Annotated in this window: 22 protein-coding genes and 1 pseudogene; 13 read left to right on the top strand and 10 right to left on the bottom strand. The window is 73.4% G+C overall.

The window, feature by feature from the left end:
• The first annotated feature begins 17 nt into the window (after positions 1-17).
• Positions 18-935, top strand: coding sequence for a PDR/VanB family oxidoreductase (locus J2S42_RS38885; protein WP_307247619.1), 918 nt, complete (start codon positions 18-20; stop codon positions 933-935).
• Here J2S42_RS38885 and J2S42_RS38890 read toward each other — a convergent pair.
• From J2S42_RS38890 to J2S42_RS38900, 3 genes are all read right to left on the bottom strand, one after another.
• Positions 924-1904, bottom strand: a complete 981-nt coding sequence (locus J2S42_RS38890; RefSeq protein WP_307247621.1) for a hypothetical protein — start codon at positions 1902-1904, stop codon at positions 924-926. The genes J2S42_RS38885 and J2S42_RS38890 overlap by 12 nt on opposite strands.
• Positions 1905-2026: 122 nt before the next feature.
• Positions 2027-4054, bottom strand: a complete 2028-nt coding sequence (locus J2S42_RS38895) for a serine/threonine-protein kinase (protein WP_307247623.1) — start codon at positions 4052-4054, stop codon at positions 2027-2029.
• A 128-nt stretch (positions 4055-4182) separates the two neighbouring features.
• Entirely contained in the window at positions 4183-4851 is a 669-nt protein-coding gene (locus tag J2S42_RS38900) for an NUDIX hydrolase (protein WP_307247625.1), read from the bottom strand.
• 64 nt (positions 4852-4915) lie between these two features.
• On the opposite strand from J2S42_RS38900, the gene J2S42_RS38905 reads away from it, so the two are divergent.
• The 3 genes from J2S42_RS38905 to J2S42_RS38915 all read left to right on the top strand — a co-directional run bounded on the left by J2S42_RS38905 (position 4916) and on the right by J2S42_RS38915 (position 9180).
• Positions 4916-5938 carry an SPFH domain-containing protein gene (locus tag J2S42_RS38905; protein ID WP_307247627.1) on the top strand — a complete coding sequence of 341 codons (1023 nt, stop codon included), beginning with the start codon at positions 4916-4918 and terminating at the stop codon, positions 5936-5938.
• Positions 5935-6816 (top strand): NAD(+)/NADH kinase, encoded by an 882-nt coding sequence (locus tag J2S42_RS38910; protein WP_307247629.1) that lies wholly within the window; start codon positions 5935-5937, stop codon positions 6814-6816. The genes J2S42_RS38905 and J2S42_RS38910 overlap by 4 nt, the downstream gene beginning before the upstream one ends.
• Positions 6817-7083: 267 nt before the next feature.
• The gene (locus tag J2S42_RS38915; RefSeq protein WP_307247631.1) at positions 7084-9180 is read left to right on the top strand and encodes a HelD family protein; all 2097 of its coding nucleotides are present in this window, start codon (positions 7084-7086) and stop codon (positions 9178-9180) included.
• A gap of 212 nt (positions 9181-9392) precedes the next feature.
• On the opposite strand, the gene J2S42_RS38920 is transcribed toward J2S42_RS38915, so the two are convergent.
• Positions 9393-9836, bottom strand: coding sequence for an SRPBCC domain-containing protein (locus J2S42_RS38920; protein WP_307247633.1), 444 nt, complete (start codon positions 9834-9836; stop codon positions 9393-9395).
• A 192-nt stretch (positions 9837-10028) separates the two neighbouring features.
• On the opposite strand from J2S42_RS38920, the gene J2S42_RS38930 reads away from it, so the two are divergent.
• The gene (locus J2S42_RS38930) at positions 10029-10205 is read left to right on the top strand and encodes a hypothetical protein (RefSeq protein WP_307247634.1); all 177 of its coding nucleotides are present in this window, start codon (positions 10029-10031) and stop codon (positions 10203-10205) included.
• Here J2S42_RS38930 and dinB read toward each other — a convergent pair whose 3' ends face one another.
• Positions 10206-11384 carry a DNA polymerase IV gene (gene dinB, locus J2S42_RS38935; protein WP_307247636.1) on the bottom strand — a complete coding sequence of 393 codons (1179 nt, stop codon included), beginning with the start codon at positions 11382-11384 and terminating at the stop codon, positions 10206-10208. It abuts the gene before it with no gap.
• Between the two features lie 26 nt (positions 11385-11410).
• The gene (locus J2S42_RS38940; RefSeq protein WP_307247638.1) at positions 11411-12358 is read right to left on the bottom strand and encodes a quinone oxidoreductase family protein; all 948 of its coding nucleotides are present in this window, start codon (positions 12356-12358) and stop codon (positions 11411-11413) included.
• A gap of 49 nt (positions 12359-12407) precedes the next feature.
• Here J2S42_RS38940 and J2S42_RS38945 point away from each other — a divergent pair, with 49 nt between their 5' ends.
• Both J2S42_RS38945 and J2S42_RS38950 read left to right on the top strand, forming a co-directional pair.
• On the top strand, positions 12408-13001 hold the full coding sequence (locus J2S42_RS38945; protein WP_307247641.1) for a TetR/AcrR family transcriptional regulator: 594 nt from the start codon (positions 12408-12410) through the stop codon (positions 12999-13001).
• 537 nt (positions 13002-13538) lie between these two features.
• Complete coding sequence (locus tag J2S42_RS38950) at positions 13539-13787, top strand: DUF6221 family protein (RefSeq protein ID WP_307247643.1); 249 nt, start codon at positions 13539-13541, stop codon at positions 13785-13787.
• A 334-nt stretch (positions 13788-14121) separates the two neighbouring features.
• Here the strand turns inward: J2S42_RS38950 and J2S42_RS38955 are convergent, their stop codons facing one another.
• Positions 14122-16311: a glycoside hydrolase family 9 protein gene (locus J2S42_RS38955; RefSeq protein ID WP_307247645.1), complete on the bottom strand. Its 2190-nt coding sequence runs from the start codon at positions 16309-16311 to the stop codon at positions 14122-14124.
• Positions 16312-16605: 294 nt separating this feature from the next.
• Between J2S42_RS38955 and J2S42_RS38960 the strand changes: the two genes are divergently transcribed.
• The 3 genes from J2S42_RS38960 to J2S42_RS38970 are packed head-to-tail and all read left to right on the top strand — an operon-like array spanning position 16606 to position 21772.
• A complete protein-coding gene (locus tag J2S42_RS38960) occupies positions 16606-17211 on the top strand; it encodes a DUF7019 family protein (protein WP_307247647.1) in 606 nt (201 codons plus the stop codon).
• 3 nt (positions 17212-17214) lie between these two features.
• Complete coding sequence (locus J2S42_RS38965) at positions 17215-20619, top strand: serine/threonine-protein kinase (RefSeq protein ID WP_307247649.1); 3405 nt, start codon at positions 17215-17217, stop codon at positions 20617-20619.
• On the top strand, positions 20612-21772 hold the full coding sequence (locus tag J2S42_RS38970; protein WP_307247651.1) for a protein kinase domain-containing protein: 1161 nt from the start codon (positions 20612-20614) through the stop codon (positions 21770-21772). The genes J2S42_RS38965 and J2S42_RS38970 overlap by 8 nt, the downstream gene beginning before the upstream one ends.
• Positions 21773-21888: 116 nt before the next feature.
• Here the strand turns inward: J2S42_RS38970 and J2S42_RS38975 are convergent, their stop codons facing one another.
• Both J2S42_RS38975 and J2S42_RS38980 read right to left on the bottom strand, forming a co-directional pair.
• Positions 21889-22320, bottom strand: coding sequence for a type II toxin-antitoxin system Phd/YefM family antitoxin (locus J2S42_RS38975; protein WP_307247653.1), 432 nt, complete (start codon positions 22318-22320; stop codon positions 21889-21891).
• Positions 22321-22354: 34 nt separating this feature from the next.
• Entirely contained in the window at positions 22355-22903 is a 549-nt protein-coding gene (locus tag J2S42_RS38980; protein ID WP_307247655.1) for a GNAT family N-acetyltransferase, read from the bottom strand.
• A gap of 53 nt (positions 22904-22956) precedes the next feature.
• On the opposite strand from J2S42_RS38980, the gene J2S42_RS38985 reads away from it, so the two are divergent.
• Complete coding sequence (locus J2S42_RS38985) at positions 22957-23502, top strand: GrpB family protein (RefSeq protein ID WP_307247656.1); 546 nt, start codon at positions 22957-22959, stop codon at positions 23500-23502.
• Here J2S42_RS38985 and J2S42_RS38990 read toward each other — a convergent pair.
• Positions 23480-23635 (bottom strand): annotated as a pseudogene (locus tag J2S42_RS38990) (TetR family transcriptional regulator); the annotation flags it as partial. The gene J2S42_RS38985 and the pseudogene J2S42_RS38990 sit on opposite strands and share 23 nt — an antisense overlap.
• Here J2S42_RS38990 and J2S42_RS38995 point away from each other — a divergent pair.
• Both J2S42_RS38995 and J2S42_RS39000 read left to right on the top strand, forming a co-directional pair.
• Positions 23634-23996 carry an MEKHLA domain-containing protein gene (locus tag J2S42_RS38995; protein ID WP_307249279.1) on the top strand — a complete coding sequence of 121 codons (363 nt, stop codon included), beginning with the start codon at positions 23634-23636 and terminating at the stop codon, positions 23994-23996. The pseudogene J2S42_RS38990 and the gene J2S42_RS38995 sit on opposite strands and share 2 nt — an antisense overlap.
• 53 nt (positions 23997-24049) lie before the next feature.
• Positions 24050-25978: an alpha-glucuronidase gene (locus tag J2S42_RS39000; RefSeq protein ID WP_307247657.1), complete on the top strand. Its 1929-nt coding sequence runs from the start codon at positions 24050-24052 to the stop codon at positions 25976-25978.
• Positions 25979-25983 lie beyond the last annotated feature (5 nt).

Raw genomic sequence — 25983 nt, forward strand, 5'->3', positions numbered from 1 at the left:
CGAAGGAGGAGCCCACCATGCACGAATTGACGGTGCGCGGCCTGGTCCTCGAGGCCGAGGACGTGCTGACGGTCGAGCTGGCCGGAACCCGGCTGCCCGCCTGGACACCGGGCGCCCACGTCGACCTGGTCGTCGGCGACGGTACGGTCCGGCAGTACTCGCTGTGCGGCACGCCGGACGCGACGTCACTGACCGTGGCGGTACGGCACGAGCCGGCCGGCCGCGGCGGCTCCGACTGGGTGCACCGCACGCTGCGGCCGGGCGACCGGGTCACGGTCCGCGCCGTCCGGAACCACTTCGCGCTTGAGGACGCCGGCGACTACGTGCTGATCGCCGGTGGCGTCGGCATCACCCCGCTGCTGCCGATGGCTGAACGGCTGGCGGCCGGCGACCGGCCCTGGCGGCTCGTCTGCATCGGACGGAGCGCCGCCCGCATGCCCTTCCGGCAACGGATCGAGGCCCTCGGTCCACACACGACGATCCACGAGACCGCGGTCGACGGCCGCCCGGCGATCGACGGACTGCTGGACGGCACCGGCCTGGTCTACGTGTGCGGGCCCGTCACGCTCATCGAGGCGGTCCGGGCCGCGCTCGACGCCCGCGGCCAGGGTGAGCGGCTGCGCGCCGAGCACTTCCGGGCCCCGGACGACGCGGAGGCGGCCGAGCCGGGCGCGTTCACGCTGCGGCTGGAACGCTCCGGGCTCGACCTCGCGGTGCCGGCCGGCCGCAGCGCGCTCGACGTCGTCATCGAGGCCGGCGTCGGCGTGCACCGCGACTGCGAGGAGGGCATCTGCGGCAGCTGCGAGACGAAGGTGCTGGCCGGCGCGGTCGATCACCGCGACCACGTGCTGACCGCGCGGGAGCGGGCGGCCAACTCCTGCATGATGCTGTGCGTCTCGCGCGCGGCCGGTCCCCGCCTCGTGCTAGACCTGTGACACGTAGCCGAGCGCGCTCAGGATCCGGGCCGAGCGGTTGCCCGGGTGCGCGGCCAGCCGGTCGAGCAGCACGCCGGTGTCCTTCGGGAAGTCCGGCCCGGTTTTGATGATCTCGCTGACCGGCACCTCGTCCGGCCGGTTGTCCAGCGCGACCGACCGTACCCGCCGATGGTCCATGCCCTGCGCCAGCAGGGCCTCGCCGCCGGTGCGCCGGTCCCGGCCGAGCGCGCCCATGTGCGGGTACGCCAGCACCACCTCGTGCGTGGCCAGCAGCGCCAGGAGCAGGTCGTCGGTGCGCGTCGCGCGGCCCTGCTCGCGGGCGCGCTCGTCCGCCTCCAGCCGGGCCCAGAAGACCGGCTCGTCCGCGTGGTTGATCTCCCGGGCCAGCACCGACAGCAGCAGCTTGTCGCGCAGCCCGCGACCCCGGTAGCGGACCCGGCCGAGCAGCGCGTTCCGGGCCGGGCGCAGCTCAGGCACCAGCCGGTCCGGGCGCACCGGCGCGGTGCCGGCCAGCGCGGCCGCGCGCACCTCCGCCGGGTCCTCGCCGCAGTCGCGGATCACCGCGGACGCCTCCGAGTCCGGGTTCGCCAGGATCTCGGCCAGCAGCAGCACGCGCGAGTCCGCCACGTCGCCGCGCAACGCGTCCGCCGCGGCGACGGAGACGGACATGACCTGGTCGGTGGTCTCGTCCAGCACGGCCGGCACACCCTCGAACGGGCCCTTGCGCGGCTCCGCGTCCGGGTCCCACATCGCGCCGGTGTCCGGCTCTCGCCACACCCTGCCGGGCGTGCGCAGCACCGCGAAGACGACGCGCGCGGAGATGTCGAAGCCGTCCAGCACCGGCGCGACCTCCTTGTCGCCGGCGATCGACCACAGCAGCGCACCGGTGCCGATCGGGCCGTTGGCCATGCCGCGCACCCTGTGCAGCGAGCTCGTCAGCCGCTTCCCGACCGTGAACCGCTCCACCATCACCGCTCCTCAACCCGTGTTCTCCCGGCGTTCGCCGCATCCGAGAAAAACGGTACGGGCGGTGCGGCGCGCGTTCGTCGGCCCGGAAGCGGAAACGTGCCTCTACCGAGAGGTATAGGCGGTCAGCCTTCCGTGGTCGCCGCGGACGGCACGCCACCGGCGCAGGTCACCGCCATGGTCACGTAACGGTTGCCGTGCCGGAAGACGATTTCCGCCGGTACGGCCGGGCCGGGATCGACACTGTCCACCTTGTACGGCTTCGTGGCCGTGTAGGAGACCAGCCGGGCCTGGTCCGCGGTGGTGCAGGTGGCGTCCACGGTGCCGCCGGCCGAGCTGAACGTGCGCTGCTGCGGCACGACCGGGTCCGGTTCCTCCGCGGGCGGCTCATCGGGCGGCGGTGCGGCGGTGGTGGTGACGGCGCCCTGCGGCGCGGCCGGGGGCGGTGCGGCGACCGTGCCGGAGGACTGCGACAGGCCGGCCGGGGGCTGCGCCGCGCCGCTCCGGATCGCGCCGGGGCCGGCCTGCGCGGCGCCGGGACTGCCACCGGTCGCGGGGCCGGTGCCGGGCTGCGCTGAGGTGCCGGCGGTGGGCGGCGGGGCGGTCATGCCGGGCGGGACCGAGGCGGCGGGCTGCGTGACGTCGCGGTCGGCGCCGGTCGTGCCGATCGTCGCGGCGGTCAGGGCGCCGGCAGCGGCGAGCACGGCCAGCACGCCGGCGGCGATCGCGAGCGTGCGGCGGTTGGCGGGTGTGCGGCGGTCCGGGCGGTCGTCCGGGTCCGCTCCCGGGTTCACGCCGGCGGCCGGTGAATCCGGGGAGTGCGCCGGTGGCGGCATGCCGGGGGAGTGCGCCGGTGGCGGCGCACCGGGGGTGTGTGGCGGTTGCGGCACGCCGGGGGAGTGCGACGACTGCGACGCATCCGGGGAGCGTGGCGGCTGCGGCACGCCTGGCGTGCTCGACGTGGTCGACTCGTCCGGCGGGATCGGCGGATCCAGTGCGGCAAGCCCGGAGATACCCGATATTCCCGGATCGATGGAACTGTTCGATATATCCGGCGTGGCGGGCATGCCGATCGCGTGCTGCTGTCCCGGTGCGCCCGGCAGGCCCGGCGTGGCCGGCAACCCCGGCGCGGCAGACGAGCCCGACGCTCCCGAAAGGCCTGACGCTCCCGAAAGGCCCGACGCTCCCGAAAGGCCTGACGACGCCGAGAGGCCTGACGCCGCCGAGAGCCCCGGCGCCGCCGGCAGCCCCGGTGCCACCGCGGCCCGGGGGGTCAGCGCCAGGGACGGCTCGTCCATCACGGCCGGCCCGGGCCCGCCGGTCACGATCCGCACCCCCGCCGCCTCCGCCAGCAGCACCGCCGCCTCGCGGGCGCTCGGCCGTACCGCCGGATCCTTTCGGAGGCAGCGCTCGCAGAGCGCGATCACCGCGGGCGGCACGTGCGGCAGCGGCGGCAGTGGATCCGGTTCCGTGTAGACGTGCGCGTCCAGCATCTCCGTGATGCTCTCCGCCGTCCACGGCGCCCGTCCCGCGATCAGCAGGTACAGCAGCACGCCCAGCGCGTACACGTCGGTGGCCGGGTAGACGCCGTCGCCGGTCAGCCGCTCCGGTGCGATGTAGCCCGGCGTCCCCACCGGCACCTCGACCGGCCCGCCCCCGCTGCCCGGCGAGGCCACCGCCGCGATGCCGAAGTCGACGACCTTGGCGCCCTGCCGGGTGAGCATCACGTTCGCCGGTTTGATGTCGCGGTGCACCAGCCCTTCCTCGTGCGCCGCGGTCAGCGCCGCTGCGATCTCCGCGCAGCAGCGCAGCGCGTCGTCCAGCGACAGTGGCTCCGCGCGCAGGCGTCTGGCCAGCGTCACGCCGCTGACCAGCTCCATCACCACGAACGGCAGGACCTCGTCGCCGTCGGAGACCTCGCCGAAGTCGTGCACCTGCGCGATGTTCGGATGCGACAGCCGGGCCGCCGCACGCGCCTCCTCACGGATGCGCACCCGCGCCTGTGGATCGCTCGCATACGGCCCGGCCAGCACCTTCACGGCCACGGGCCGGCCGAGCACCTCGTCGTAGGCCCGCCACACCGCCGCCATGCCGCCGCGCCCGACCTCACCGTCGAGCCGATATCGCCCACCGAGCACCTGGTACTCACGCACCGCGACAGTCTTCCCGCATCGACATGCGCCGACAAGTCGGGCCTCTCGGCTCCGGTGCAGGTGGCGCCGCCGGGGTCACCCGGATGGCGTACATCGGCAACCGAAAAGTCTCATCAACGGTACGAAAGTCAGGCCTGCCGATGCGGCCGCAGCAGGGGTGGGTGCAGCAGCGTGGCCGGGCCGCGGCGGAACAGCTGGGCCGGGCGGCCCCGGTCGCGGGTCACGGTGCCGCCGGCCGGCTCGACGAAACCGTCCGCGCCGGTCACCTTGCGGTGGAAGTTGCGGGCGTCGATCGTGGTGCGCCACACCGTCTCGTACACGCCGCGCAGGTCCGCGATCGTGAACTCCGCCGGGCAGAACGCGGTGGCCAGCGGCGTGTACTCCAGTTTGGACCGGGCCCGTTCGACGCCGTCGGCCAGGATCCGGTCGTGGTCGAACGCGAGCCCGCCGCCGGCCACCTCGTCGTAGGGCCGCCACGCCGCACCGGCCGCGTCGCTGCCCGCGACCGGGGACGGCAGATCCGGCAGCAGCGCGAGGTAGGCGACCGTGACCACGCGCCCGCGCGGGTCGCGGCCCGGCGTGCCGTAGGTGGCCAGCTGCTCCAGGTGCCGCGGGTCCAGGCCGGTCTCCTCGCGCAGCTCCCGGAGGGCCGCGTCGGCGAGGTCCTCGTCGTCCAGCACGAACCCGCCGGGCAGCGCCCACATCCCCTGGTACGGCGGGATGCCGCGCCGGATCAGCAGCACCTGCAGCACGCCGTCGCGGATCGTGAGCAGCACCAGGTCCACCGTAATCGTCATGTTGACGATAATAGCGTCCGGAGTTTATCGTCATGATGACGAAAACATTCGGGAGGTACGTACCATGGCCGACGTGACCCGCCGCTTCCACCTGCGGCACCTGCGGTCCGCACCGACCAGCTGGGTCAGCCACACCGTCGGCGGCCGGGTCCGGCGGGCCGGCACCGGGCTGTCGTTCTGGTACCGGCCGCTCACCGCCGCACTGTCCGAGGTGCCGGTCGACGACCGCGAGCTGCCGCTGCTGTTCCACGCCCGTACCGAGGACTTCGCGGACGTGACCGTGCAGGCCACGGTCACCTACCGGGTGAGCGACCCGGTGAAGGCGGCGGAACGCCTGGACTTCTCCATCGACCCGTACCGGGGCACCTGGCGCGGCCAGCCGCTCGACCAGGTGGCCGGCATGCTCGCCGAGCTGGCCCAGCAGCCCGCGCTCGACCTGCTCGCCCGGGTGCCGCTGGCGGACGCGCTGACCACCGGCATCGCCACCATCCGGGCCGCGGTCGCCGCCGCGCTCGCGGACGACCCGCGGCTGACCGAGACCGGCGTCTCCGTGGTCAGCGCGCGCGTCGTCGCGCTGCGCCCCGAGCCGGAGATGGAACGCGCGCTGCAGACCCCCACCCGGGAGCAGGTGCAGCAGGACGCGGACCGGGCCACCTACGCCCGCCGCGCGCACGCGGTGCAGCAGGAGCAGTCGATCGCGGAGAACGAGCTGCAGAGCCGGATCGAGCTGGCCCGGCGCGAGCAGCAGCTGGTCGAGCAGCGCGGCGCGAACACCCGCCGCGAGGCCGAACTGGAGGCCGAGCGGCAGGACGTGGCCAGCGCTGCCGAGGCGGACCGGCTGCGGCGAAAGGCCACCGCAGAAGCAGACGCCGCCCGGGTACGGGACGAGGCGCGCGCGACCGGCACCCGGCTCGTCGGCCTGGCCGAGGCGGAGGCGGAGGTCGCGCGCCTGGCCGCGTACCGTGACCTGCCCCCGGCCGTGCTCCAGGCGCTCGCGGTCAAGGAACTGGCCGGCCAGCTGCCCGCGATCAACGAGCTGACCGTCACGCCGGACCTGCTCAGCAAGGTCCTCGGGCGGCTGTCGTGAGCACGCTCCACCCCCGGGTGGTGATCGTGTCGCGGCGCAGCGAGCTCGACGAGCTGCTCGCCCGGCACGGCACCCGCGGCGCGGCCGCGTTCTTCCTCCGCGAACGCGGCCGCACGCTCGACGACGTCACCGCCCGGCACGACGCGCTGACCGCGGCCCTCACCGCGGTCAGCGCCGCCATCCCGGCCGACTGGCGCCGCGGCCACGTCGAACGCGCCGACCTGCCCCGCTTCCTGTTCGCCCCGGAGGACGTGATCGTCGCGGTCGGCCAGGACGGCCTGGTCGCGAACGTGGCGAAGTACCTCGACGGCCAGCCGGTCATCGGCGTCGACCCGGAGCCCGGCCGCAACGCGGGCGTCCTGGTCCGGCATCCCGCCGGCGCGGTCCCCGCGCTGCTCCACGACCGCCCCGCCGGCTCGTCGCACACCATGGTCACCGCCCGCCTCGACGACGGCCAGGAACTGCACGGCCTCAACGAGATCTACATCGGGCAGCCCGGCCATCAGTCCGCCCGCTACGTCCTGACCACCCCCGGCGGCGACCGGGAGCGCCAGTCCTCGTCCGGCGTGATCATCGGCACCGGCACCGGCGCCACCGGCTGGTGCGCCTCGATCGCCCGTGAACGCGCCACCGCCCCACCCATGCCGGCTCCGGCCGACCCGCACCTGTGCTGGTACGTCCGCGAGGCATGGCCCTCCCCGTCCACCGGCGTGGCCCAGTCCGCCGGCCTGCTGCACCCCGGCGAGTCCCTGGAACTGGCCGGCGAGTCCGAGCGCCTGGTCGCTTTCGCCGACGGCCTCGAATCCGACGCCCTCCCGCTGACCTGGGGCCAGCGCATCACCGTCACCGTCGCGTCCCGCCGGCTGCGCCTGCTGTGACGGCCGGCCGGAATCGATCGTCGCGTGGTCCGGGAGGCGTTCATCGCCGTCCGCGGAGCGACGCTTTCCGCACGCCGATACCCGACGTGAGAATCGATTCGGAATTCCTGTGAGAACACATTTCCAGAGGTTGGTCAAGGTGGTGGAAATATTCGGGAGATGCGATCGGCGGGCATTGTGCAAGCTGGTGAGACGACTGTCTCCCGGTGCTGATGTGCGCGCTTTTCCGTCGTTATCATTCCCGGCGGAACACGCCGGGAGGTCAATGTGCTCAGCAATGATTCACCATCCATTCTCGACGCGGCCGCCGTCGCGGAGGAACAGGCATTCCTGGATGCCGCGATCGCGCAGCGGGAACGGCTGTCGGCGAGGCTGGCGGCGGAGCTGACGGTGCCGGCCGAGGACGCCACCGGCCGGGCCCGGCAGCGCGGCCTGCGGGCACAGCTCGAGGAGCTACGGCGCGCGACGGGCGGGCTGATCTTCGGCCGGCTCGACGGCGTGGACGGAACGGTCCGGCACGTCGGCCGGATCGGGCTCCGGGACGACGACGACACCGCCGACCCGATCGTGGTCGACTGGCGCGCGCCGGCCGCGCGGCCGTTCTACACCGCGACCCCGGTCGACCCGCAGGGCCAGGCCCGGCGCCGGCACGTCCGCACCGACGGCCCGGCCGTGACCGGCGTCGACGACGAACCGCTGGACGGCGCCGGGGCCGGCGAACTGGTCGGCGAGGGCGCGCTGCTGGCCGCGCTGGACGAGCGGCGCACCGGCCGGATGTCGACCGCGTTCGCCACGTTGCAACGCGAGCAGGACGCGATCATCCGTGCCGAGGCGACCGGCCCGCTGATCGTCCAGGGCGGACCCGGCACCGGCAAGACCGTGGTGGCGCTGCACCGGGTGGCGTACCTGCTGTTCACGTACCGTCAGATGGCCGAGCGGGCGGTGCTGGTGCTCGGCCCGTCGCCGCGCTTCCTGGACTACATCGCGCAGGTCCTGCCCGCGCTCGGCGAGACCGCGGTCGTCGCCGCCACCTGCGACACGCTGATCCCCGGCGAGACCGTCACCCGGGCCGAGCCACGCCGGCTCGCCGAGATCAAGGGCCGCGCGCTGTGGCAGGGCGCGCTGGAGCGGTACGTACGGTCGCTGCTGCCCCGTCCCCGCGAACTGAAGCTGCGCTGGGACGGCGAGTTCCACCCGATCGACGCGGACACGGTCGCGCAGCTGATCACCTCGGCGGTCCAGGGCCGCCCCTACCACCGGGCCCGGACGGTCTTCGCCGAACACCTGCACCACGCGCTGGCCGACGCGGTGGCCGAGCGGCGGGCCGCGCTGCTGGACGAGATGGACGAGGGATACGAGGACATCCTCGCCCGGTTCCGTCCCGAACCCGGCGACGACGGACGGTCCGGCTCCGACGTCGACGGCCTGATGTCCGACGAGGAACTCGACGACCTGCGCGACCGGATCGCCACCGACGCCACCATCGCCCGCTTCGTCGAGAGCGTCTGGCCGGCCCGGGACCCACGGACCGCGCTGCGCACCCTGCTGACCGACGCCGCGCTGCTGACCCGCCACGCACCGGACCTGACCACCGGCGACATCGCCCTGATCACGGCGGACGCGGAAGCGGTGGGCTGGGCGCCGAGCGACATCCCGCTGCTCGACGCGATCACCGACCTGCTCGGCGACCCCGGCAGCCCGCCGTCGCCGCCCGGTTCCGTCGCCGAACGGGCCCGCGGGCAGCGCGGCTGGGTCTACGGCCACGTGGTGATCGACGAGGCGCAGGAGCTGTCCGAGATGCAGTGGCAGATGGTGCTGCGCCGCTGCCCCTCCCGCTCGATCACCGCGGTCGGCGACATCGACCAGGCCGAGGCCGCCCACCGCCACACCGGCTGGGCGGACGCGGTCCGCTCCACGCTCGGCAATCGCTGGACCGCCGCCGAGCTGACCATCTGCTACCGCACGCCACGCGAGGTGATGGACCTGACCACCCCGGTCCTGCGCGCCGCCGGCAGCCACAACGCCCCACCCCGCGCCGTCCGCTCCTCCGGCATCCCGCCGCAGACCGTCGAGACCGGGGCCGACCGGCTACCGGCCGTCGCCGCCGACACGCTCGCCATGCTCCGGCAACGCTGGTCCGGTGGCACCGTCGGCGTCATCGCCCCCGCCGCCCTGATCCCCGCACTGACCGCCGCGCTCGGCGACACCCCGATCCTGACCGCCGCCCAGTCCAAGGGCCTCGAGTTCGACGCCACCCTGCTCATCGACCCGGCCGGCATCACCGCGGAACCCCGCGGCCACAACGCCCTCTACGTCGCCCTGACCCGCTGCACCCAGCAGCTGGTGACGCTGTCTCTGCGATAAGAGCAAGGGCAACGTCCCGATCGTCCCGCTTCCGGCGTGGCCCAGCCCGCATGCTCCCGCGGGCAAACCTCGTTGGCCGGCAAGACGCCGCTTTCGCTCCGCTTGCCGGCCAACCTCGGAGCCGGTTCCCTTGGCACCGGAAACCCGCGCGACCACCGCCACGCCGCCAGATCGCAGCGCGCATCTAGTACCCGTAGAGGATGTCGGCGTCTCTAGAGTTGTGCGGCGGCGTGCTCCAGTCGTGCGAGCAGCTGCCCGGCTCCGGCCTCGGCCTGGAAGTCCTCCAGGTGCCGCTTCCGATCGAGGTCCGACGTGTAGAACGACCGCAGCGACACGCGGGTCGAGGCCGCGTCCACCGGCTCGATCGTCATCACCGAGCGCGACGGCCCCAGCCCGTGCTCCACGGAGCCCCGATGCACCCAGCTCACCAGCGCGCCCTCGACCACCTCGCCGAACACGTACACGTTCTCGAACACGGCCCCGTCCGGGCCGTGCATGACCACGTCGAAGCGGCCGCCGTCGCGCAGGTCCAGCTCCCGCACCTCGCTGCGGAACCCGTCCGGCCCCCACCAGCTCGCCGGGTCTGCCCACGCGGCCCACGCCTGCGTGGGGGACACCGCCACCACCCGGGTCACGTCGACGTCGGGGCCGGTCACGAGCGGGCCACCGGGTCGCCGGAATGCCGGTCGGCCGTGAAGTGGTCCTTGCCGCCCAGCCAGTGGTGGTGGCGCCGCGCGGGGTGCGCGACTCCGGCGCCGAAACCGTCCGTCATGACAGCATCCTAAGTGGATCGGGGCCGTCCGTACCCTGGCAGGGATTTTTCCGGCATTTCGGGGTACCTCTCCGGGATGAGCGACATCAACCCGGAGCAGTACTCCGAATACACGACGCAGGACGGGCCCGGCTCGGCCGACAGTGATCCGATGGCCGCGGTGCCGGACCCGGACGGCATCGGCGAGGACGTCGACCCGCGCTTCGGCGACCATCGCAAGCCGGAACCGGACCGGGCGCAGGGCGCGCACTGATCAGTCCGGCAGGATCGGCGCGGCCTGGTGCAGGTCGCGGCCGAGCCGGTCGGCCCGGGTGACCGAGCCGGCGCCGAACCGGTCGCGGATCGCGTCCAGCGCGGAGTCCAGCCCTTCGTCGTGCGGGTCGTCGAACGGCAGCTCCGGCTGTACCGCGCCGCCGCCGTCGAGGTTGCCGACCGCCACGCCGACCAGCGTGATCCCGCGCTCGGTGATCAGCGGCCGGGCCGCGGACAGCAGCACGCGCGCGGTCCCCAGGATCGCGCGCGTGCTCAGCGTCGCCGTCAGCAGGCTGCGCGAGCGGGTCGCGCGCGTGTAGTCGCCGAACCGCAGCCGCAGCATCACGGTCCGCCCCGGCCGGCTCGCCGCGCGCATGCGCCGGGCCACCCGGTCGACCAGCGCGGCCAGCACCGCGTCGACCTCGGCGAACGTGTGCGGCCCACGGCCGAGCGCGCACTGCGAGCCGATCGAGCCGCGGCGCACTCCGGCCCGTACCCGCCGGGGGTCGTGGTTGTGCGCGAGCGCGTGCAGGTGGCGGCCGGCGCCTGCGCCCAGCATCGCGACCAGCGCCGCCTCGCCGACGCGGGCCACGTGCCCGACCGTGTGGATCTGCCGGTCCCGCAGTTTCGCCGCGGTGACCGGCCCGACGCCCCACAGCCGCTCGACCGGCAGCGGATGCAGAAAATCCAGTTCCCCGTCGACCGGTACGACCAGCAGCCCGTCCGGTTTCCCGACGCCGCTGGCCACCTTCGCCAGGAACTTCGTGCGCGCCACGCCGACCGTGATCGGCAGCCCGGCGCGCTCGCGGACGTCCGCCCGCAGCGTCGCCGCGATCTCCGCCGGGGTGCCGCGGATCCTCCGCAGACCGCTCACGTCCAGGAACGCCTCGTCGATCGAGATGCCCTCGACCAGCGGCGTCGTGTCCCGGAAGATCTCGAACACGCGCGTGCTGGCCTCGGAGTAGGCGCTCATCCGCGGCGGGACCACGATCGCGTCCGGGCACAGCGCCCGCGCCTGCGCCAGGCTCATCGGCGTGCGCACGCCGCGCGCCTTCGCCTCGTAGCTGGCGGCCAGCACCACCCCGCCGCCGACCAGGACCGGACGCCCGCGCAGCCGCGGGTCGTCGCGCTGCTCCACGGACGCGTAGAACGAGTCCAGGTCGGCGTGCAGGATGGTCACCGCGTCATTAGAACACGCGTTCTAATCTAGGGGAACAGCAGCAGCTTGCCCGTGGTCGCGCGCGACTCGATCGCGGCGTGCGCCCGCGCCGCGTCGGCCAGCGCGTACCGCCCGGTGATCCGGACCGTCAGCGCACCGCTCTCCACCAGCCCGAACAGCTCCGACGTGTGCGCCCGCAGCTTCTCCGGCGTGTCGACGTGATCCTCCGGCGTCGGGTACGTGATGCTGATGCTGCGCGGCAGCTCGCTCAGTCGCACGGTCGGTGGCTCGCCGATCAGCGGGCCGTAGAACACGAACGTGCCGTGCCGCCGCAGCACCGACATCGACGCCTCGAACGTGCTCGCGCCCGCGCCGTCGAACACCGCGTGGACCCCCTCGCCGCCGGTCAGCTCCCGCACCCGGTCCACGAACGCGCCCCCGCTGCTGACCAGCACGTGATCCGCGCGGGACGCGACCGGGACCTTCTCCGGCCGGGACACCAGTCCGATCACGGTCCCGCCACGCGCCTTGATCAGCTGGGTGAGCATCAGCCCGACGCCGCCGGCCGCCGCGTGCACCAGCGTGACGTCCCCCGGCCGCACCGGATGCGACACGGTCGCGAAGTGATGCGCCGTCAGCCCCTGCACCATCAGCGCCGCCGCGGTCTCGTCGTCGATCGCGTCCGGGATCCGCACCACGCCGTCCGCCGGCAGCACGATCTGCTCGGCGTAGCTGCCGTAGCTCATGTGCAGCCACGCGACCCGATCGCCCACGGCCAGGTCGCGCACGCCCGCCCCGACCTCCGTCACCACGCCGGCACCCTCCACGCCCGGCACCTCGGCCTGCGCGAGCCGGCGGATCGCGGTATCGAAGAAGTTCACGCCCGCCACCCGGACGTCGATCAGAATCTCCCCGGGCCCGGGCCGCGGCGCGGGCCGCTCCCGCAGCCGCAGCACCTCGGGCCCACCGGGCTCGGTGATCACCATTGCCTTCATGGCGGCCACGCTATTTTCCGAAAAATGTACCTGCAAGTACAGTATTCCGGTGACCACCAGGAAGGGCGCCGCGACCCGCCTGCGCATCGTCGAGGCCGCCGCCGCCGAGATCCGCGAACGCGGCATCAACGCCGTCACGCTCGACGACGTCGGCCGGCGCAGCGCCACCGGCAAGAGCCAGATGTTCCACTACTTCCCGCAGGGCCGCGAGCAGCTGCTGCTCGCGGTCACCGAGCACGAGGCCGCGAACGTCTTCGACGACCAGCGCCCCTACCTCGAGGAACTCACCTCCCGCGCGGCCTGGCAGGCCTGGCGCGACCTGATCATCGGCAACTACCGCGACCGCGGCATCCACTGCCCGCTCGGCGTCCTGATCGCCGACGTGGGCCGGCACAGCCCCGCCGCCCGCGAGGTCACGGCCCAGCTGATCCGGCGCTGGCAGGAATGCGTCCGCCTCGGCATCCAGGCCACCCAGGCCAACGGCGAGGCCGACCCCGCCCTCGACCCGGACCGCACCGCCGCCGCCGTCATCACCGCCATCCAGGGCGGCGTCAGCGTCCTCATCTCCACCGGCTCCGCCGACCACCTCGAGGCCGCCCTCGATCTCTGCCTCGACCACCTGCTGCTCCCGGCTGCCTCCTAGACCGGCAGGCCGGTCTTCCCGCTTCCGGCCACCACGATGGAGCTGACCTGTCGTTCGATGATCGGAACCGATGCGGTGCACGATGTGCGACACCAGGGGCGGCCGCGTTCTACCGGGGGGTGGGACCGAGGTGTGCTCCCCGAAGTGTGCGGCGTCGCCGGGCGCGCTCTGGCGCAGGCTCCGGATCGATTCGGCGCGGACTGTGGTCGGGCGGCGCCTTCCTTATCGGTGCCTGCCGCTTCGTCGGCAGCGGCCCAGAAGTCCTGTCCGTACAGACGGTTGCGCCCCTGGTCGACCGGGACAGGGCCGCGATGCGGCGCGGCGAACGCTGAGACCACGGGCGAACCGGCCATCGGCAGCAGGGTGGCAAGGTCCATATCGCCGGCCGGATGACCACGTTGGCCGCCGCAACCGGGTCGAGCTAGCTCAATGTGCCTACGGTCCGATCACGTCGCCTCGGACGCTCGTCGGTACCCGCTCACCGGCTCGCAGCGCTCCGCACGTAACGTCGGTCGCGGCCCACACGCGGGAGGCATCATGACCGACCTGGTCACCTGGCTACGCACCCAGCTCGACGGCGACCATGAACCCGGCACCGTCGCAGCCGCGCACCGCGCGATCCTGGAGATGCACCGCGATGACGGGCTCGGCTGGTGCACCTCCTGCGGCGACATGACCCTCGACGACCACGATCGAGCCCCGGTGGAGACGCCGTGCGACACCCTGCGCGCCCTGGCCTCCGCCTACGCCGGCCGGCCCGGCTACAACCCGGGGTGGGCGCTGTAGCCCTCCGCCGGCCCGGACGGCATACCGAGGCCGAGGCCGTGCGGATCACGACGGCTGGAAGCCGAAGACGTAACCGCTCGATCGACGGCATGAGCGGACACGGGGCGGCGCTGGCTACGCTCCGCGCGGTGCGACCTCCGGCCGCCGAGCAGGTCCTGTCGAACTGGCTGGCCGGCCTCGAGGCGGTCACGACATGCGATATCGCCGTCCGCGCGAGGAGCTGGACCTGTTCGCCGAGTCGGCCGGCTGCCGGGTGTGACCCGGCATACCCAGCCGGCATGGAGGACGTCCGGATTCACCGGCTTCGCCCGCCGTGCCGGCTGATCCGGCGGCATCAGGAGCAGGCGGCGCCGTTGACGGTGAAGGCGGTCGGGTCGGTGTTGCGGCCGGTGTGGGCGCCGGTGAAGCCGAAGCTCGCCGTGCCGCCGGGCGCGACCGTGCCGTTCCACGACGCGTTCGTGGCCGTGACCGCGGTGCCGGACTGGCTGACGGTGGCCGACCACGCCTGCCCGGCCGTCTGCCCGTCGGCGTAGGAGAAGCGCAGGGTCCAGCCGTTCCACGCGGTCGCGCCGGTGTTGGTGACGGTGATCGAGGCGGTGAATCCGCTGTTCCAGCTGTCGGCACGGTAGGTGACCCGGCACGGGCCGGCGGCGGGCGGGGTCGGTGACACCGGCGGGGTCGGTGACACGGGCGGGGTCGGTGACGGGCCGCTCGTGCCGCCGCCGGCCTTCTCGGCCGCCCAGTTCGCCAGCCAGGCGACCGCGGAGTTCCAGTTGAGCGCGACCTCGTTCACCGAGTACGCCTCGATGTTGTCGATGTAACAGCGCTGCTGGGCGCATCCGGCCAGCTGTGCTGCCGCGACAGGGTCCTGCAGGTCCCGGTTGGGCCCGCCGGCGACCGCTCCGGCGGGCGGGGCGGGCAGCGAGGCATCCAGGGAGTGGGCCCAGAACCGGTGGTGCGGTCTCTGCACCGGATTGTCGCCGTACCCGGCGATGTAGGAGCGGTTCAGCGGATTCCGGCCGAGCAGGTAGCTCAGCGTCTGGTAGACGCCGTCACGGTACTTCTGCGCGCCGGTGAAGTCGTGGGCGAGCGCCAGCACGTTGGCGTTGTTCGCGACGTTGCCGTTGGAGCCCCAGCCGTAGGCGGTGTTCGGCGCCGGGTATCCGGCGGTGGACATGACCGACAGCATCCGGTCGGCGAACGCGGTGAGCGCCTGCCGGGTCGCCGCCACGTCGCCCGCGGTCAGACCGTTGGGGACCAGCGCGAGCGTGGTGTCGCCGAGACCGCCCGTCCACCACCAGTCGTAGCCCTGCGTGTTGAAGCTGACGCCCCGGAACAGCGACGAACTGGTCACGTCCGTGCGGTAGCTGCTCTCGCCTGTGGTGACGTACAGCTCGGCGGCGGCCCAGTAGAACTCGTCGGTGACGTTGTCGTCCAGGTAGGTGCCGCTGCCGTTGGTGTCGTTCGCGTCGGCGTACCGGGTGGGGTTGGCACTCGCCGCCGTGTAGGCCTTGCGGGCCGCGGCCAGGGCGGTCGCCGAGAAGGTTGCGTCGAACGGCCGCCACAGCCGGGCGGCCTGGGCGGCGACCGCGGCCAGGTTGAGGGTGGCGGCGGTGCTGGGTGCCGAGGACAGGCGCCGCTGCGGGTCGAGCTCGGGGCGCATCGGCAGGGCGGTCCAGTTCTCGTCGCCCATCTTGTGCCGGGCCATGCCGGCGTCGGTGCGCCCGTCCGGGATCTGCATCCTCAGCAGGAACTCCAGCTCCCAGCGGGCCTCGTCGAGGATGTCCGGCACGCCGTTGGCCCGTTCCGGGATGGCGAGCGTGCCGTCGCCGAGCGCGTCGGCGTCGGCCCCGGCCACGGTGATCGCGCGCTCGTACTCGTTCTGCAGCTGCCAGGTGGAGATGCCGCCGTTGGGCAGGTACTTGCCGTGATCGCCGGCGTCGTACCAGCCGCCGCGCAGGTCCTGGGTGTAGCCGCAGGAGGCGCGACAGGCGACGCCGGCGTCGCCCTGGTTCGGCGAGACGTTGACGTGCCCGGCCGGGCGCGCGTGTGCCGCGCCGACGTACTGCGCCTGGATCGGAGTGCCGCTGCGCTGGTGGTAGAAGAACGCCAGCGCGTCGTAGCGCAGCCGCTCGACCGGTTCGGCGGAGATGTCGAACGGGTAGCTGTCGGCGCCCGCCGCGGAGAGCACGTAGCCGGTGCCGACGGTGTCGTAGGACGAGAAGTCGATCGTGTGCACGCGGTCGCCGGACATCGAGTCGGTGCCGCGTACCGTGCTCTGGCCGGTCGTGACCGTGGTGCCCGCGGCGTTGCGCAGTGTCCAGGTGACCGGCGACGTGGCGGAGCTGAGCAGCGTGGCCTGCTTGGCGGTGCCGGGGGTGTAGGCGGCCTGGTTGACCCGCACGGGCGTGTTCGGATCGGCGGCCGCCGAGGCGGCCGGGGCGGTGAGGGCGATAGCGGCCGCGGTGATCACGGTGGCGGCGCCGGCCGTGAGCACGGTGCGCCGCGAGCGGGGGACAGGCACGACTGTTCTCCTACTGGAACGGGACGCCGGCGTCACACCGGTGCCCCCGAGGGGAGGTCGATGGTCTGTGGACGGCGCCCGGCCCGTCCGCGGGGTTCGGCCGCGTGTGCCCGACGCGGCCGGCATTGCATCGGCTTCGCTCAATGTTCGTGCGGATGCTGCCGCCGAGTCAATCGTTGTCCGGAACGAAATCATCCGGTGCGTCGCGGGGTGGTGCTGCCCCGCACCGGGTGAGCCGTCGGCGGTGATGTCCGGCGTACCCGGAGCATGGCGCGCGCTGGGTACAGTGACGGAGTGTCGCTTCGCTATTACCTCTACATCAGTGATTCCAAAGTCGACATTCTGCTTCCCCAGATCGATCCGGCGTTCGGGCGTACCAGGGAGACGGAGATCGGCTTCAACCTGAGGGTGGCCGCCGGTAAGCGCAAGGTGGAGGCGACCTCCGACCGCATCGCGCGGCTGGACCGCGTGGTGCGTTATCTGGACGACTTCGCCGACGTGGGCACGGTGGACGAGCCTGGCCAGTACTTCCGCGGGCGGATGCGGATGCGGTGGGGGCCGGTCGGCGGCGAACTGGTGTGGTTCGCCGGGGCGACCTCGCGTACGGTGGTCGGCCTCGGCGGCAGCCGGGCGCACGTCGCCGGGGAGGGCGAGCCGAGTGGTTCCTCGACCCTGCCGGGGATGGTCGAAGGGCTGCGGTCGGTGCTCGCCGAGGAGGGCGGGGCGGAGGCGCTCGCCACCGTGCATCTCGCCGCCCGGCAGCTGCGCGGCACCGAGCAGGAGCTGGAGTTCGTGGCCAAACGCCTCGGCCAGGGCCCGAGCCCGTATCCGGAACTGGATCCCCGTGCGGGCATGACGGTCCTGGTCGGCTCACCGATCTTCGTCGCGCTGGCCGACTGAGCCATGACCTGGACGCGGGGGCAGGTCGTCGCCGGGCAGTACGAGGTGCTCGACGTGCTGGAATCCGGCGGGATGGGCCTGGTCCACCGGGTGCGGCACCTGGGGTGGCAGGTCGACCTGGCGGTGAAGACACCACGTGATGATCATGGCCACGATCTGTTCCGCGAGGAGGCCGGTACCTGGGTCGGGCTGGGCCTGCATCCGCACGTGGTCAACTGCGTGTACGTGCGCACGATCGACGGGATGCCGCGGGCGTTCGCGGAGTGGGTGGACGGCGGGAGCCTGGCCGGACAGCGGGGACTGGCCGTGCCGGCGATTCTCGACCTCGCGGTGCAGATCGCCTGGGGGCTGCGGCACGCGCACGACGCCGGTCTGGTGCATCAGGACGTCAAGCCCGCCAACGTGATGCTGGCACCGGACGGCACCGCGAAGGTGACCGACTTCGGGCTGTCCCGGGCCTCCACCGGCGGTGCCCGGCGGCCCGGCCCGCCCGGTTCGGTCACCTTCGGTGGTGGCACGCCCGCCTACTGCTCGCCGGAACAGGCCGCCGCGTTCCACGCCGACACCCCCGTCCGCCTCACCCGGGCCACGGATGTCTGGTCGTGGGCGGTGACCCTGCTGGAGATGTTCGCCGGCCGGCCACCCACCCGGTACGGGCAGGCGGCGGGTGCGGCCCTGCCCGCGTTCCGGCAGATGATGCCCCCGGCGGTGGCCGGCCTGCTGGCCGAGTGCTTCGCCGACGACCCGGCGGACCGGCCGGACGACTTGGGGGACCTGGCCGCGCGGCTGATCGCCGTCTACGCCGAGGTGGCGGGCCGTGACTACCCCCGCCCGGTGCCGCGCCCGGCGCTGTTGCGTGCGGACGGTCTGTCCAACCAGGCGCTGTCGTTGTACGACCTCGGGCGGACCAGGGAGGCAGAACAGCTGTGGCGGGAGGCCGTCACCGCCGACCCCCACCACCTGCCGTCGGTGTACAACCTGAGCCTGTACCGGTGGCGGTCCGGTGACATGACCGGCGAGGAGGTCGTCTCCGCCGTGGCGGCGGCCCGGGCGGCGGGGGACGACGAGCGTGGCGCCTTCCTCCAAGGTGCGATCGAGCTGGAACGCGGCGGCGACGCGGCGGCGCTGCTGCGTGCGGCGTCGCCCGCACCCGAGGTCACGGAGGCCCTCGCCGAGGTGGAGCGCCGGTCGGCTCAGGTCCGCGCGGACGTGCGCACCGGCGGCGACCGGGTGACCGCGGTGGCGGTCGGCCCCGGCGGCGACCCGCTGCTGTGCGGTGACGTGGCCGGCGGGCTCTACCTCCGCTCCGGAACGGTGATCCGCAAGCTCGGCGGCGGCGCACGGGTCGTGAGGCTCGCCATGGACGACGCCGGCCGGCACGCCGTGTCACTGCGCGAGGACGGCACGATCGAGTTCTGGGATCTGTCCCGTGGTGAGCGCGAGGCGCGGCGGAACCTGACCGGGATCGTCTCCGTCGCGATCAGCGGCGACGGCCGGTATGCCGCCATCGGCAGCGAGCAGGGCCTGATCACGGTTTTTGAGCCGGCCGCGCAGAGGCAGGTCTGCTGGCTGGCCGGGCACACCGGGCCGGCGAACCTGCTCGCACTGAGCCGTACCGGCGACCAGTTGCTGTCCGCCTCATTCGGTGAGGACTCCGGCAGCCGGCCCGACGGTACATTCCGCACCTGGGACGTGGCCGCCGGGGAACTGGTCGAAGCCTGGGCCGGGCCGCTGCGCGGCCGGCACCGCAACGGCCTCCCGATCCACACCGTGCCGGGCGACCAGGCCGCGCTGTCGCCCGCGGCGACTTTCGCGGTGGTCGCCTACGCCGACGGCCCACTGCGCTGGTTCGACGTCGAGCGCGGCGGTGGCGGCGACAGCCCGCACCCGTTCCGCGACGGCCGCACCGAAAGATCCATGGTGCTCTCCCCGGACGGTGAACGGCTGCTGGTCGCCGGCTGGCGGGGCGTCCCGACCCGGGTGTTCGACCCGCGGCGCGGCACCGGCGGCCCCGTCGCGGAACTCGACGACGGACTCGACTACGTGTGGCGTGCCGCGATCAGCCCGGACAGCACGGTGGCCGCGCTCGGCGGCGACGACGGCCAGGTGGCGCTGCGTACGCTGCCGGACGGCGGCTACTCGGCCCCATGGTGCTACGCCCGGCCGCGCGCCGCCGCCGACCTGCACCGGGCCGAGGAGAGCTTCGCCGGGCTGCGGCAGCGCGTCCACGCGCTCATCGACGACGGCTCGTTCGCCGCTGCAGCCGACGCGCTGCGTTCGGCCCGCGACCAGCCCGACTACGCCCGGCACCCGGAGGTCTTCTCAGCCTGGCGGCGGCTGCTGGCACACGGCCGGCGCGCGCAGCTGCTGGCCTGCTGGGAACTGTGGCGCCTCGACGGCTTCGGGCACCTCCTGCAGCCCCCGGTGGTGGCGCTGCGCGCCGACGGGGCGGCCATCGCCGCCCCGCTCTGGAGCGGTGAGGTCGAACTGCGGGAGGCCGGCAGCGCCCGGGTCGCGCACACGTTCAGCGGCACCGGCGGTGCCGCCCACGAACTCCGGTGGGCGCTCGGCGACACCGTGGTGCTGGCGTTGACCCGTAGCGGCGTCCTTCGCCGGCTGCACACCGGCAGCGGGGCCGAGCAGGTCCTGTCCGGTGAGGCGGGTCGTATCACCGCGTTCGATCTGGACCAGGACGGCGGCCGGGCGGTGACCGGTGACGACACCGGCACGCTGCGGCTGTACGACGTGCGCACCGGCGCTGCCCTGGCCACGGCACGGGTACGGGACCGCCGGCTGATCGCGGTGGCGCTCAGCCCGGACGGCCGGTTCGCGGCCGCGCTCGACGATACCGGGCGGGCGATGGCATGGCCGTTCGGCGCTCCCGGAGCGGCCTGGACGTCCGGCACCGACCCCGGGGTCCCGGTCGACCGCGACGCCCGGCTGCACTTCGCCGCCGACGGCCGGGTCCTGCTGCTCGGCGACGAGACCACCGTGACCGGCCGCGATACCGTGACCGGCGCGAAACTGTTCCAGCTCGAGGCGATGTCGGGCGGTTTCGGCACACGGATCGCGCTCAGCCCCGACCGCCGGCTGGGCGCCGTGGCCGGATCAAGCGAGTTGACCCTCTTCGACGCCGCTACCGGCCACGTGCGTCACCGCCTGCCGGTGCCGGACATGCCGTACGCGTTCGCGCTCGGCCCGGCCGGCACGTTCGCCGTGGTCTCCGGACTGTCCCACCACGTGCACGTGATCGACGCACCGACCGGGCGGCTGCTGCGCACCCTGGAAGGACACACCAAGACCGTGCACAGCATCGCCGTGAACGCCGACGGCACCGTCCTCACCACCGCCGACCTCGCCGACGAACTGCGGGTCTGGCAACTGGCCTGGGAAGCCGACTGTGACTGACCTGTGGACCGTGAGCGTGTCGACCGGGGGCGCGCAGCGCGTCCTCACCCACGACACCAGCATGCTGATCGGCCGGGGCCCGGAATGCGACCTCGTGGTGGCCGACCCGCAGGTGTCACACCGCCACTGCCGTCTGACGATCAGGCCACCGCGGGTCACCGTACGCGACCTTGCCAGCCGCAACGGCACCCGGGTGAACGGAGCGATCATCACGAAGCGGGACCTGCGCGACGGTGACCTGGTGCGCCTGGGCAACACGATCATCCGGGTCGGCATCCACCCGCCGGACCGCGACGGCCTGACCATCGTGCGGGAGCTCGGCCGGGGCGCACAAGGCGTGGTCCACCTGGCCCGCGAACAGGTCACCGGCACCATGGTGGCCGTCAAGACCCTGCTGGCCCCGGACGCGGCCGACCTGTTCCGCCGCGAGATGGACTGCACGGCCGCACTCGACCACCCCAACATCGTCCGCTTCCACCGCTCCCTGCCCCACCCACCGGGATACGTAGCCGAGTACTGCCCCGGGGGCCACCCCACCGCGCCGCTGCCGGTCAGCGAGGCGCTCCGGTTGACCCGGCAGGCACTCGACGCCCTGGCCTACGCCCACACCGCCGAGGTCCCGGTCCTGCTGGCCGACGGCACCACCACGATCGGCCGCGGCCTCGTCCACCGTGACATCAAACCCCAGAACCTGCTGCTGACCTCCGGCCGGACGCTCAAGATCGCCGATTTCGGGCTGGCCAAGGCGTACGACCAAGCCGGTCTCAGCGGCCGCACCCCCACCGGGGCGATCGCCGGCACGATCGCCTTCATGCCCCGGCACCAGCTCGTCGACTACAAATACGCGCGCCCCGACGTCGATCTCTGGGCCGTCACCGCCTGCCTGTACTGGATGCTGACCGGCGCACCACCACGCGACTTCCGCTCCGGCACCGACCCGGTCGCGGTCGTATTGCGGGAACGCCCCGTCCCCGTCCGGCACCGCCGCCCGCAGCTTCCCGCGGACCTGTCCACCCTGATCGACGCTGCCCTCGACGATGCCACCGAGCCCGCCTTCCAGCACGCGGCCGAGCTCGCCGCCGCCCTGGACGGCGTGGACTCGGCGTTGCCGGATGCCGACCCGGCGTCGGGCCGGCGCTGCCGCTCGACGTGAGGCCGATGACGGCCGGCGGCAACGCGTCGAGCTCCATCGGGCCGCCTCCACATGCGGGCGTCCGAGCCGCAGTACGGCGCCGTGGGCCTGGCTCAGGCCCCGGCTGCGGTCGTCGATCACGCCGCGTGGCGGCGGTCGTCGTGGAGCAGTGGGCGGTGGGCCGCGCGCAGGTGGTCGACGGTGGCGTCGCGGCCGGGTGGGCTGCGGCGGTCGAGCTCGGCCCAGGCCTCGGCCAGCGCCCGGACCAGCTCGTCCGTCTCCGCCGCGTGCCGGGTCAGCAGCTGGGCCCGCAGCTTCTCCAGGCGGGCCGACCAGCCCGCGGCGCTCTTCTCCGCGCGGCGTGCGGCGGCCGCCGCCTCCGCCGCACTCTGCGCAGCCTGGACCGGGACGAGAGCCGCGAGCGGCCGGTCGCCGTCCGCGATCACGGTGACGATGTCGGCGGGACCGGTGCGAGCGAGAAGGTGGGCGAGACGCGTCCGTGCGTCCCGCTGGGAGATGACCTGCCGCGGCCGGGGCTCTTCGGCAGGGATCGGAGTCAGATATGCCATGCCCGGCAGAATGCCACCGGGGTACGACATTTTTTCAGCGCGCCGCCCATTCACTCCGGTCGAGCGCATAATCCACGTCCCCGTGCTCCGCTCCCGGAATGGTCTCCGGCCACTCGCCGAAGAACGTCCGCACATACCGCAGGCCCACCGCCTCCAGTACCCGCCGCGACCGCACGTTGACCGTCATCGTGTCCGCCACGATCCGCTCGACGCCCAGCTCGCCGAACGCCTTGTCGATCAGGGCCCGCGCGCCTTCGGTGGCCAGTCCGCGTCCCCATACGGCCGTGCACAACCGATACCCCAGGTCCACCACGGTACGGTCGTGACCCGCCACCGGCGACAACGCGAACCACCCGGCGAACGCCCCGGACTCCTTCTCGAACGCGGCCCAGGCCCCCCGATCCGGATAGTCCCGGGTGAATGCCGGCAGCACCTTCTCCACGACGTCGGACCGCGCCTGCGCCTTTCCGCCGGTCAGGAATTCCATCACCGCCGGATCGGAGTGCAGCCCCACCACCAGCTCCACGTCGCCGGCCGTGAACTCCCGTAACACCAGCCGCCGGGTCTCCAGAAACGTCACCACGCCCCGATCCTCACGATCCCCGGCCGGCCGGGCCAGCGATTTACGCTGGGCACGTGGACGGGCTGGTGGCGGCGGGGCTGGGGCTGGCCCGCGGGACGGTGCGGCTGGAACGGGTGACGGCGGCGTGGATCGCGGCCGGCGAAGCCCTGCGCGAGGGGGTGTCGCGGACCCTCGGCGACGCGGTCGCGGGCGTCGAGGTGGTCGGGTCGGCATCGGTGCCGGGGCTGCTCGCGAAACCGATCGTCGACCTGGCCGCCGGCGTCCAGCCAGATCAAGAGCCAGACCCGGTCGCGGTACGGCTGGCGAGCGCCGGCTGGCTCTATCAGGGCGACGCGGGGGACGACGGCGGGCTGGTCTTCGTCCTGGAGTCCGGTCCGGGCCACCGGGTCGCCCACCTGCACGTCGTGCCGTTCGGGGGCCGGCAGTGGCGGAACTACCTGTGCCTCCGTGACCTGCTGCGGCGCAGTCCCGAGGCCCGGCTGCGGTACGAGACGGTCAAGCGGGACCTGCACCGGCGGTATCCGGAGGACCGCGCGGCGTACACGAACGGCAAGGGTGACGTGGTGGCCGCGCTGCTCAGCGGCGCAGACCCGCGATGAGCAGCAGGACCAGACGGCGGGCGTCGTAGCGGGAGTTCCGGCCGGCGCCGGCGCAGATGCCGCCGACGCCCCACATCAGTTCGGCCGCGTCCTGACCGGGGCGGATCTCGCCGGCGGTGGCGGCGGCGGTGATGCTGCCCGCCGGGCTGTCCGGCGCCGACGCGGAGACCTGGCTCCACGAGGCGCCGTTCGGCCTGCTGGCGCAGGACGACGCCGCGGACCCGCGGTTCGTCTACGCGAACCGCACCGCGCAGTGGCTGTTCGGCTACGACCGCGAGGAGTTCACCGGCCTGCCGTCCCGGCTCTCCGCGGCCGCGGCCGACCGTACCGCCCGGGCCGAGTTCCTGGAGTCGGTGCGCCGCAACGGCTTCGTGCGCGGCTACCGCGGCCTGCGGGTCACCCGGGAGGGCCGTCCGTTCTGGACAGAGGACGTCACGGTGTGGAACCTGGAGGCGGGTCAGGCCGCGCTGATACCGCGCTGGACGGACGCGTGACGGCGTTGACAGGAGCGTGACGGCCCTTCCAGACTCGCCTGGGAGGGATCTCATTGACGAATGTCATTACACATCCGGCCTGGCTGCCCGCGGCGGCGTGGCGCCCGATCGGCACGCGCCGCGTGCGCGTCGACGTGCCCGGCACGGTACGCGACGAGGTGGAGGCCGCCTGCGCGGCGCACGGCGGCCGGCTGGTCACCGCCGGCGAGGCCGACCTGACGCTGACGCTGACCGGGACCGGCCACGACGGTTACGCCATCACCCGCGACGACCGCGGGACCACGGTCACGGCCGCGACGCACGCCGGGCTCGTGCACGGGCTCTTCGCCACGGTACGGATGGGGGAGTCCGCGTTCACCCCCGGCCCGCGCGTGGCGAGCCGACCGGCGTTCCCGCGCCGCATGCTCGACCACTGGGACAACGTCGACGTGCACCCGGTGATGGGCCAGGTCGAGCGCGGCTACGCCGGCGGCTCGCTGTTCTGGTCCGCCGGCGCGCTGCGCACCGCCGACCTGCCCCGGATCCGCGACTACGCCCGGCTGCTGGCGTCGGTCGGCATCAACGCGGTCGCGCTCAACAACGTCAACGTGCACGCGACCGAGGCACGCCTGCTCACCGACCGGCTCCCCGAGATCGAGCTGCTGGCCGAGCCCTTCCGGCGGTACGGCATCCGCGTCCACCTCGCGGTCAGCTTCGCCGCGCCGATGCTGCTCGGCGGCCTGGACACCGCGGACCCGCTGGACCCGGCCGTGCGCTCGTGGTGGGCGCTGACGCTGGGCGAGGTCTGCGAGCGGATCCCGGACTTCGGCGGCGTGCTGGTCAAGGCCGACTCCGAGGGGCAGCCGGGCCCGTTCGCCTACGGCCGCACACACGCGGACGGCGCGAACATGCTGGCCGAGGCGCTCGCCCCGCACGGCGCGACGGTGCACTGGCGGGCGTTCGTCTACGACCACCGGCAGGACTGGCGGGACCGCTCCACCGACCGGGCGCGGGCCGCGTACGACCATTTCACGCCGCTCGACGGCGCGTTCGCGGACACCGTGACCGTGCAGGTCAAGCACGGCCCGATGGACTTCCAGCCGCGCGAGCCGGTCTCGCCGGTGCTGGCCGCGATGCCGCGTACCCGGCTGGCGCTGGAGGTGCAGGCCACCCAGGAGTACACCGGCCAGCAGAAACACGTCTGCTATCTGGCGCCGATGTGGTCGGAGATCCTCCGGTTCCGGCCGCGCGGTGACGACGGGCCACCGATCGCGGGTACGGTGGGGGAGCTGGTCGCGGTCGCGAACACCGGCGACGACCCGTTCTGGACCGGGCATCCGCTGGCGCAGGCGAACCTCTACGCGTTCGGCCGCCTGGCCTGGGACCCGTCGCTGACGCCGGCCGAGATCCTGGACGAGTGGATCACGCTGACCTTCGACCCGGACGACGGTACGCGTGCGGGGCTGCACGACGTCATGGACGACTCCTGGCGTACGTACGAGAGCTACACCGCGCCGCTCGGCGTCGGGTTCATGGTCCGGCCCGGTCATCACTACGGGCCGGACGTGGACGGGTACGAGTACACGCCCTGGGGCACCTACCACTTCGCGGACCGCGACGGCGTCGGCGTGGACCGCACGGTGGCGACCGGTACCGGGTTCGCCGGGCTCTACCCGTACCCCTGGAACGGTGTCTACGAGTCCTTGACCGACTGCCCGGACGAGCTGCTGCTGTTCCTGCACCACGTGCCGTACACGCACGTGCTGCGCTCCGGCCGGACCGTGATCCAGCACATCTACGACACGCACTTCGACGGCGTGACGCGGGTGGAGGCGGCCCGCGAGCGCTGGCGGCGGCTGGCACTCGACCCGGACGTGCACGCCCGGGTGGCGGCGCTGCTGGACGAGCAGGTGCGGTCCGCGATCGAGTGGCGCGACCAGATCAACACGTATTTCTTCCGCAAGTCCGGGATCGGGGACACGCACGGACGGATGATCTATTAGGATCT

Source organism: Catenuloplanes indicus (assembly GCF_030813715.1).
Classification (GTDB): Bacteria; Actinomycetota; Actinomycetes; order Mycobacteriales; family Micromonosporaceae; genus Catenuloplanes; species Catenuloplanes indicus.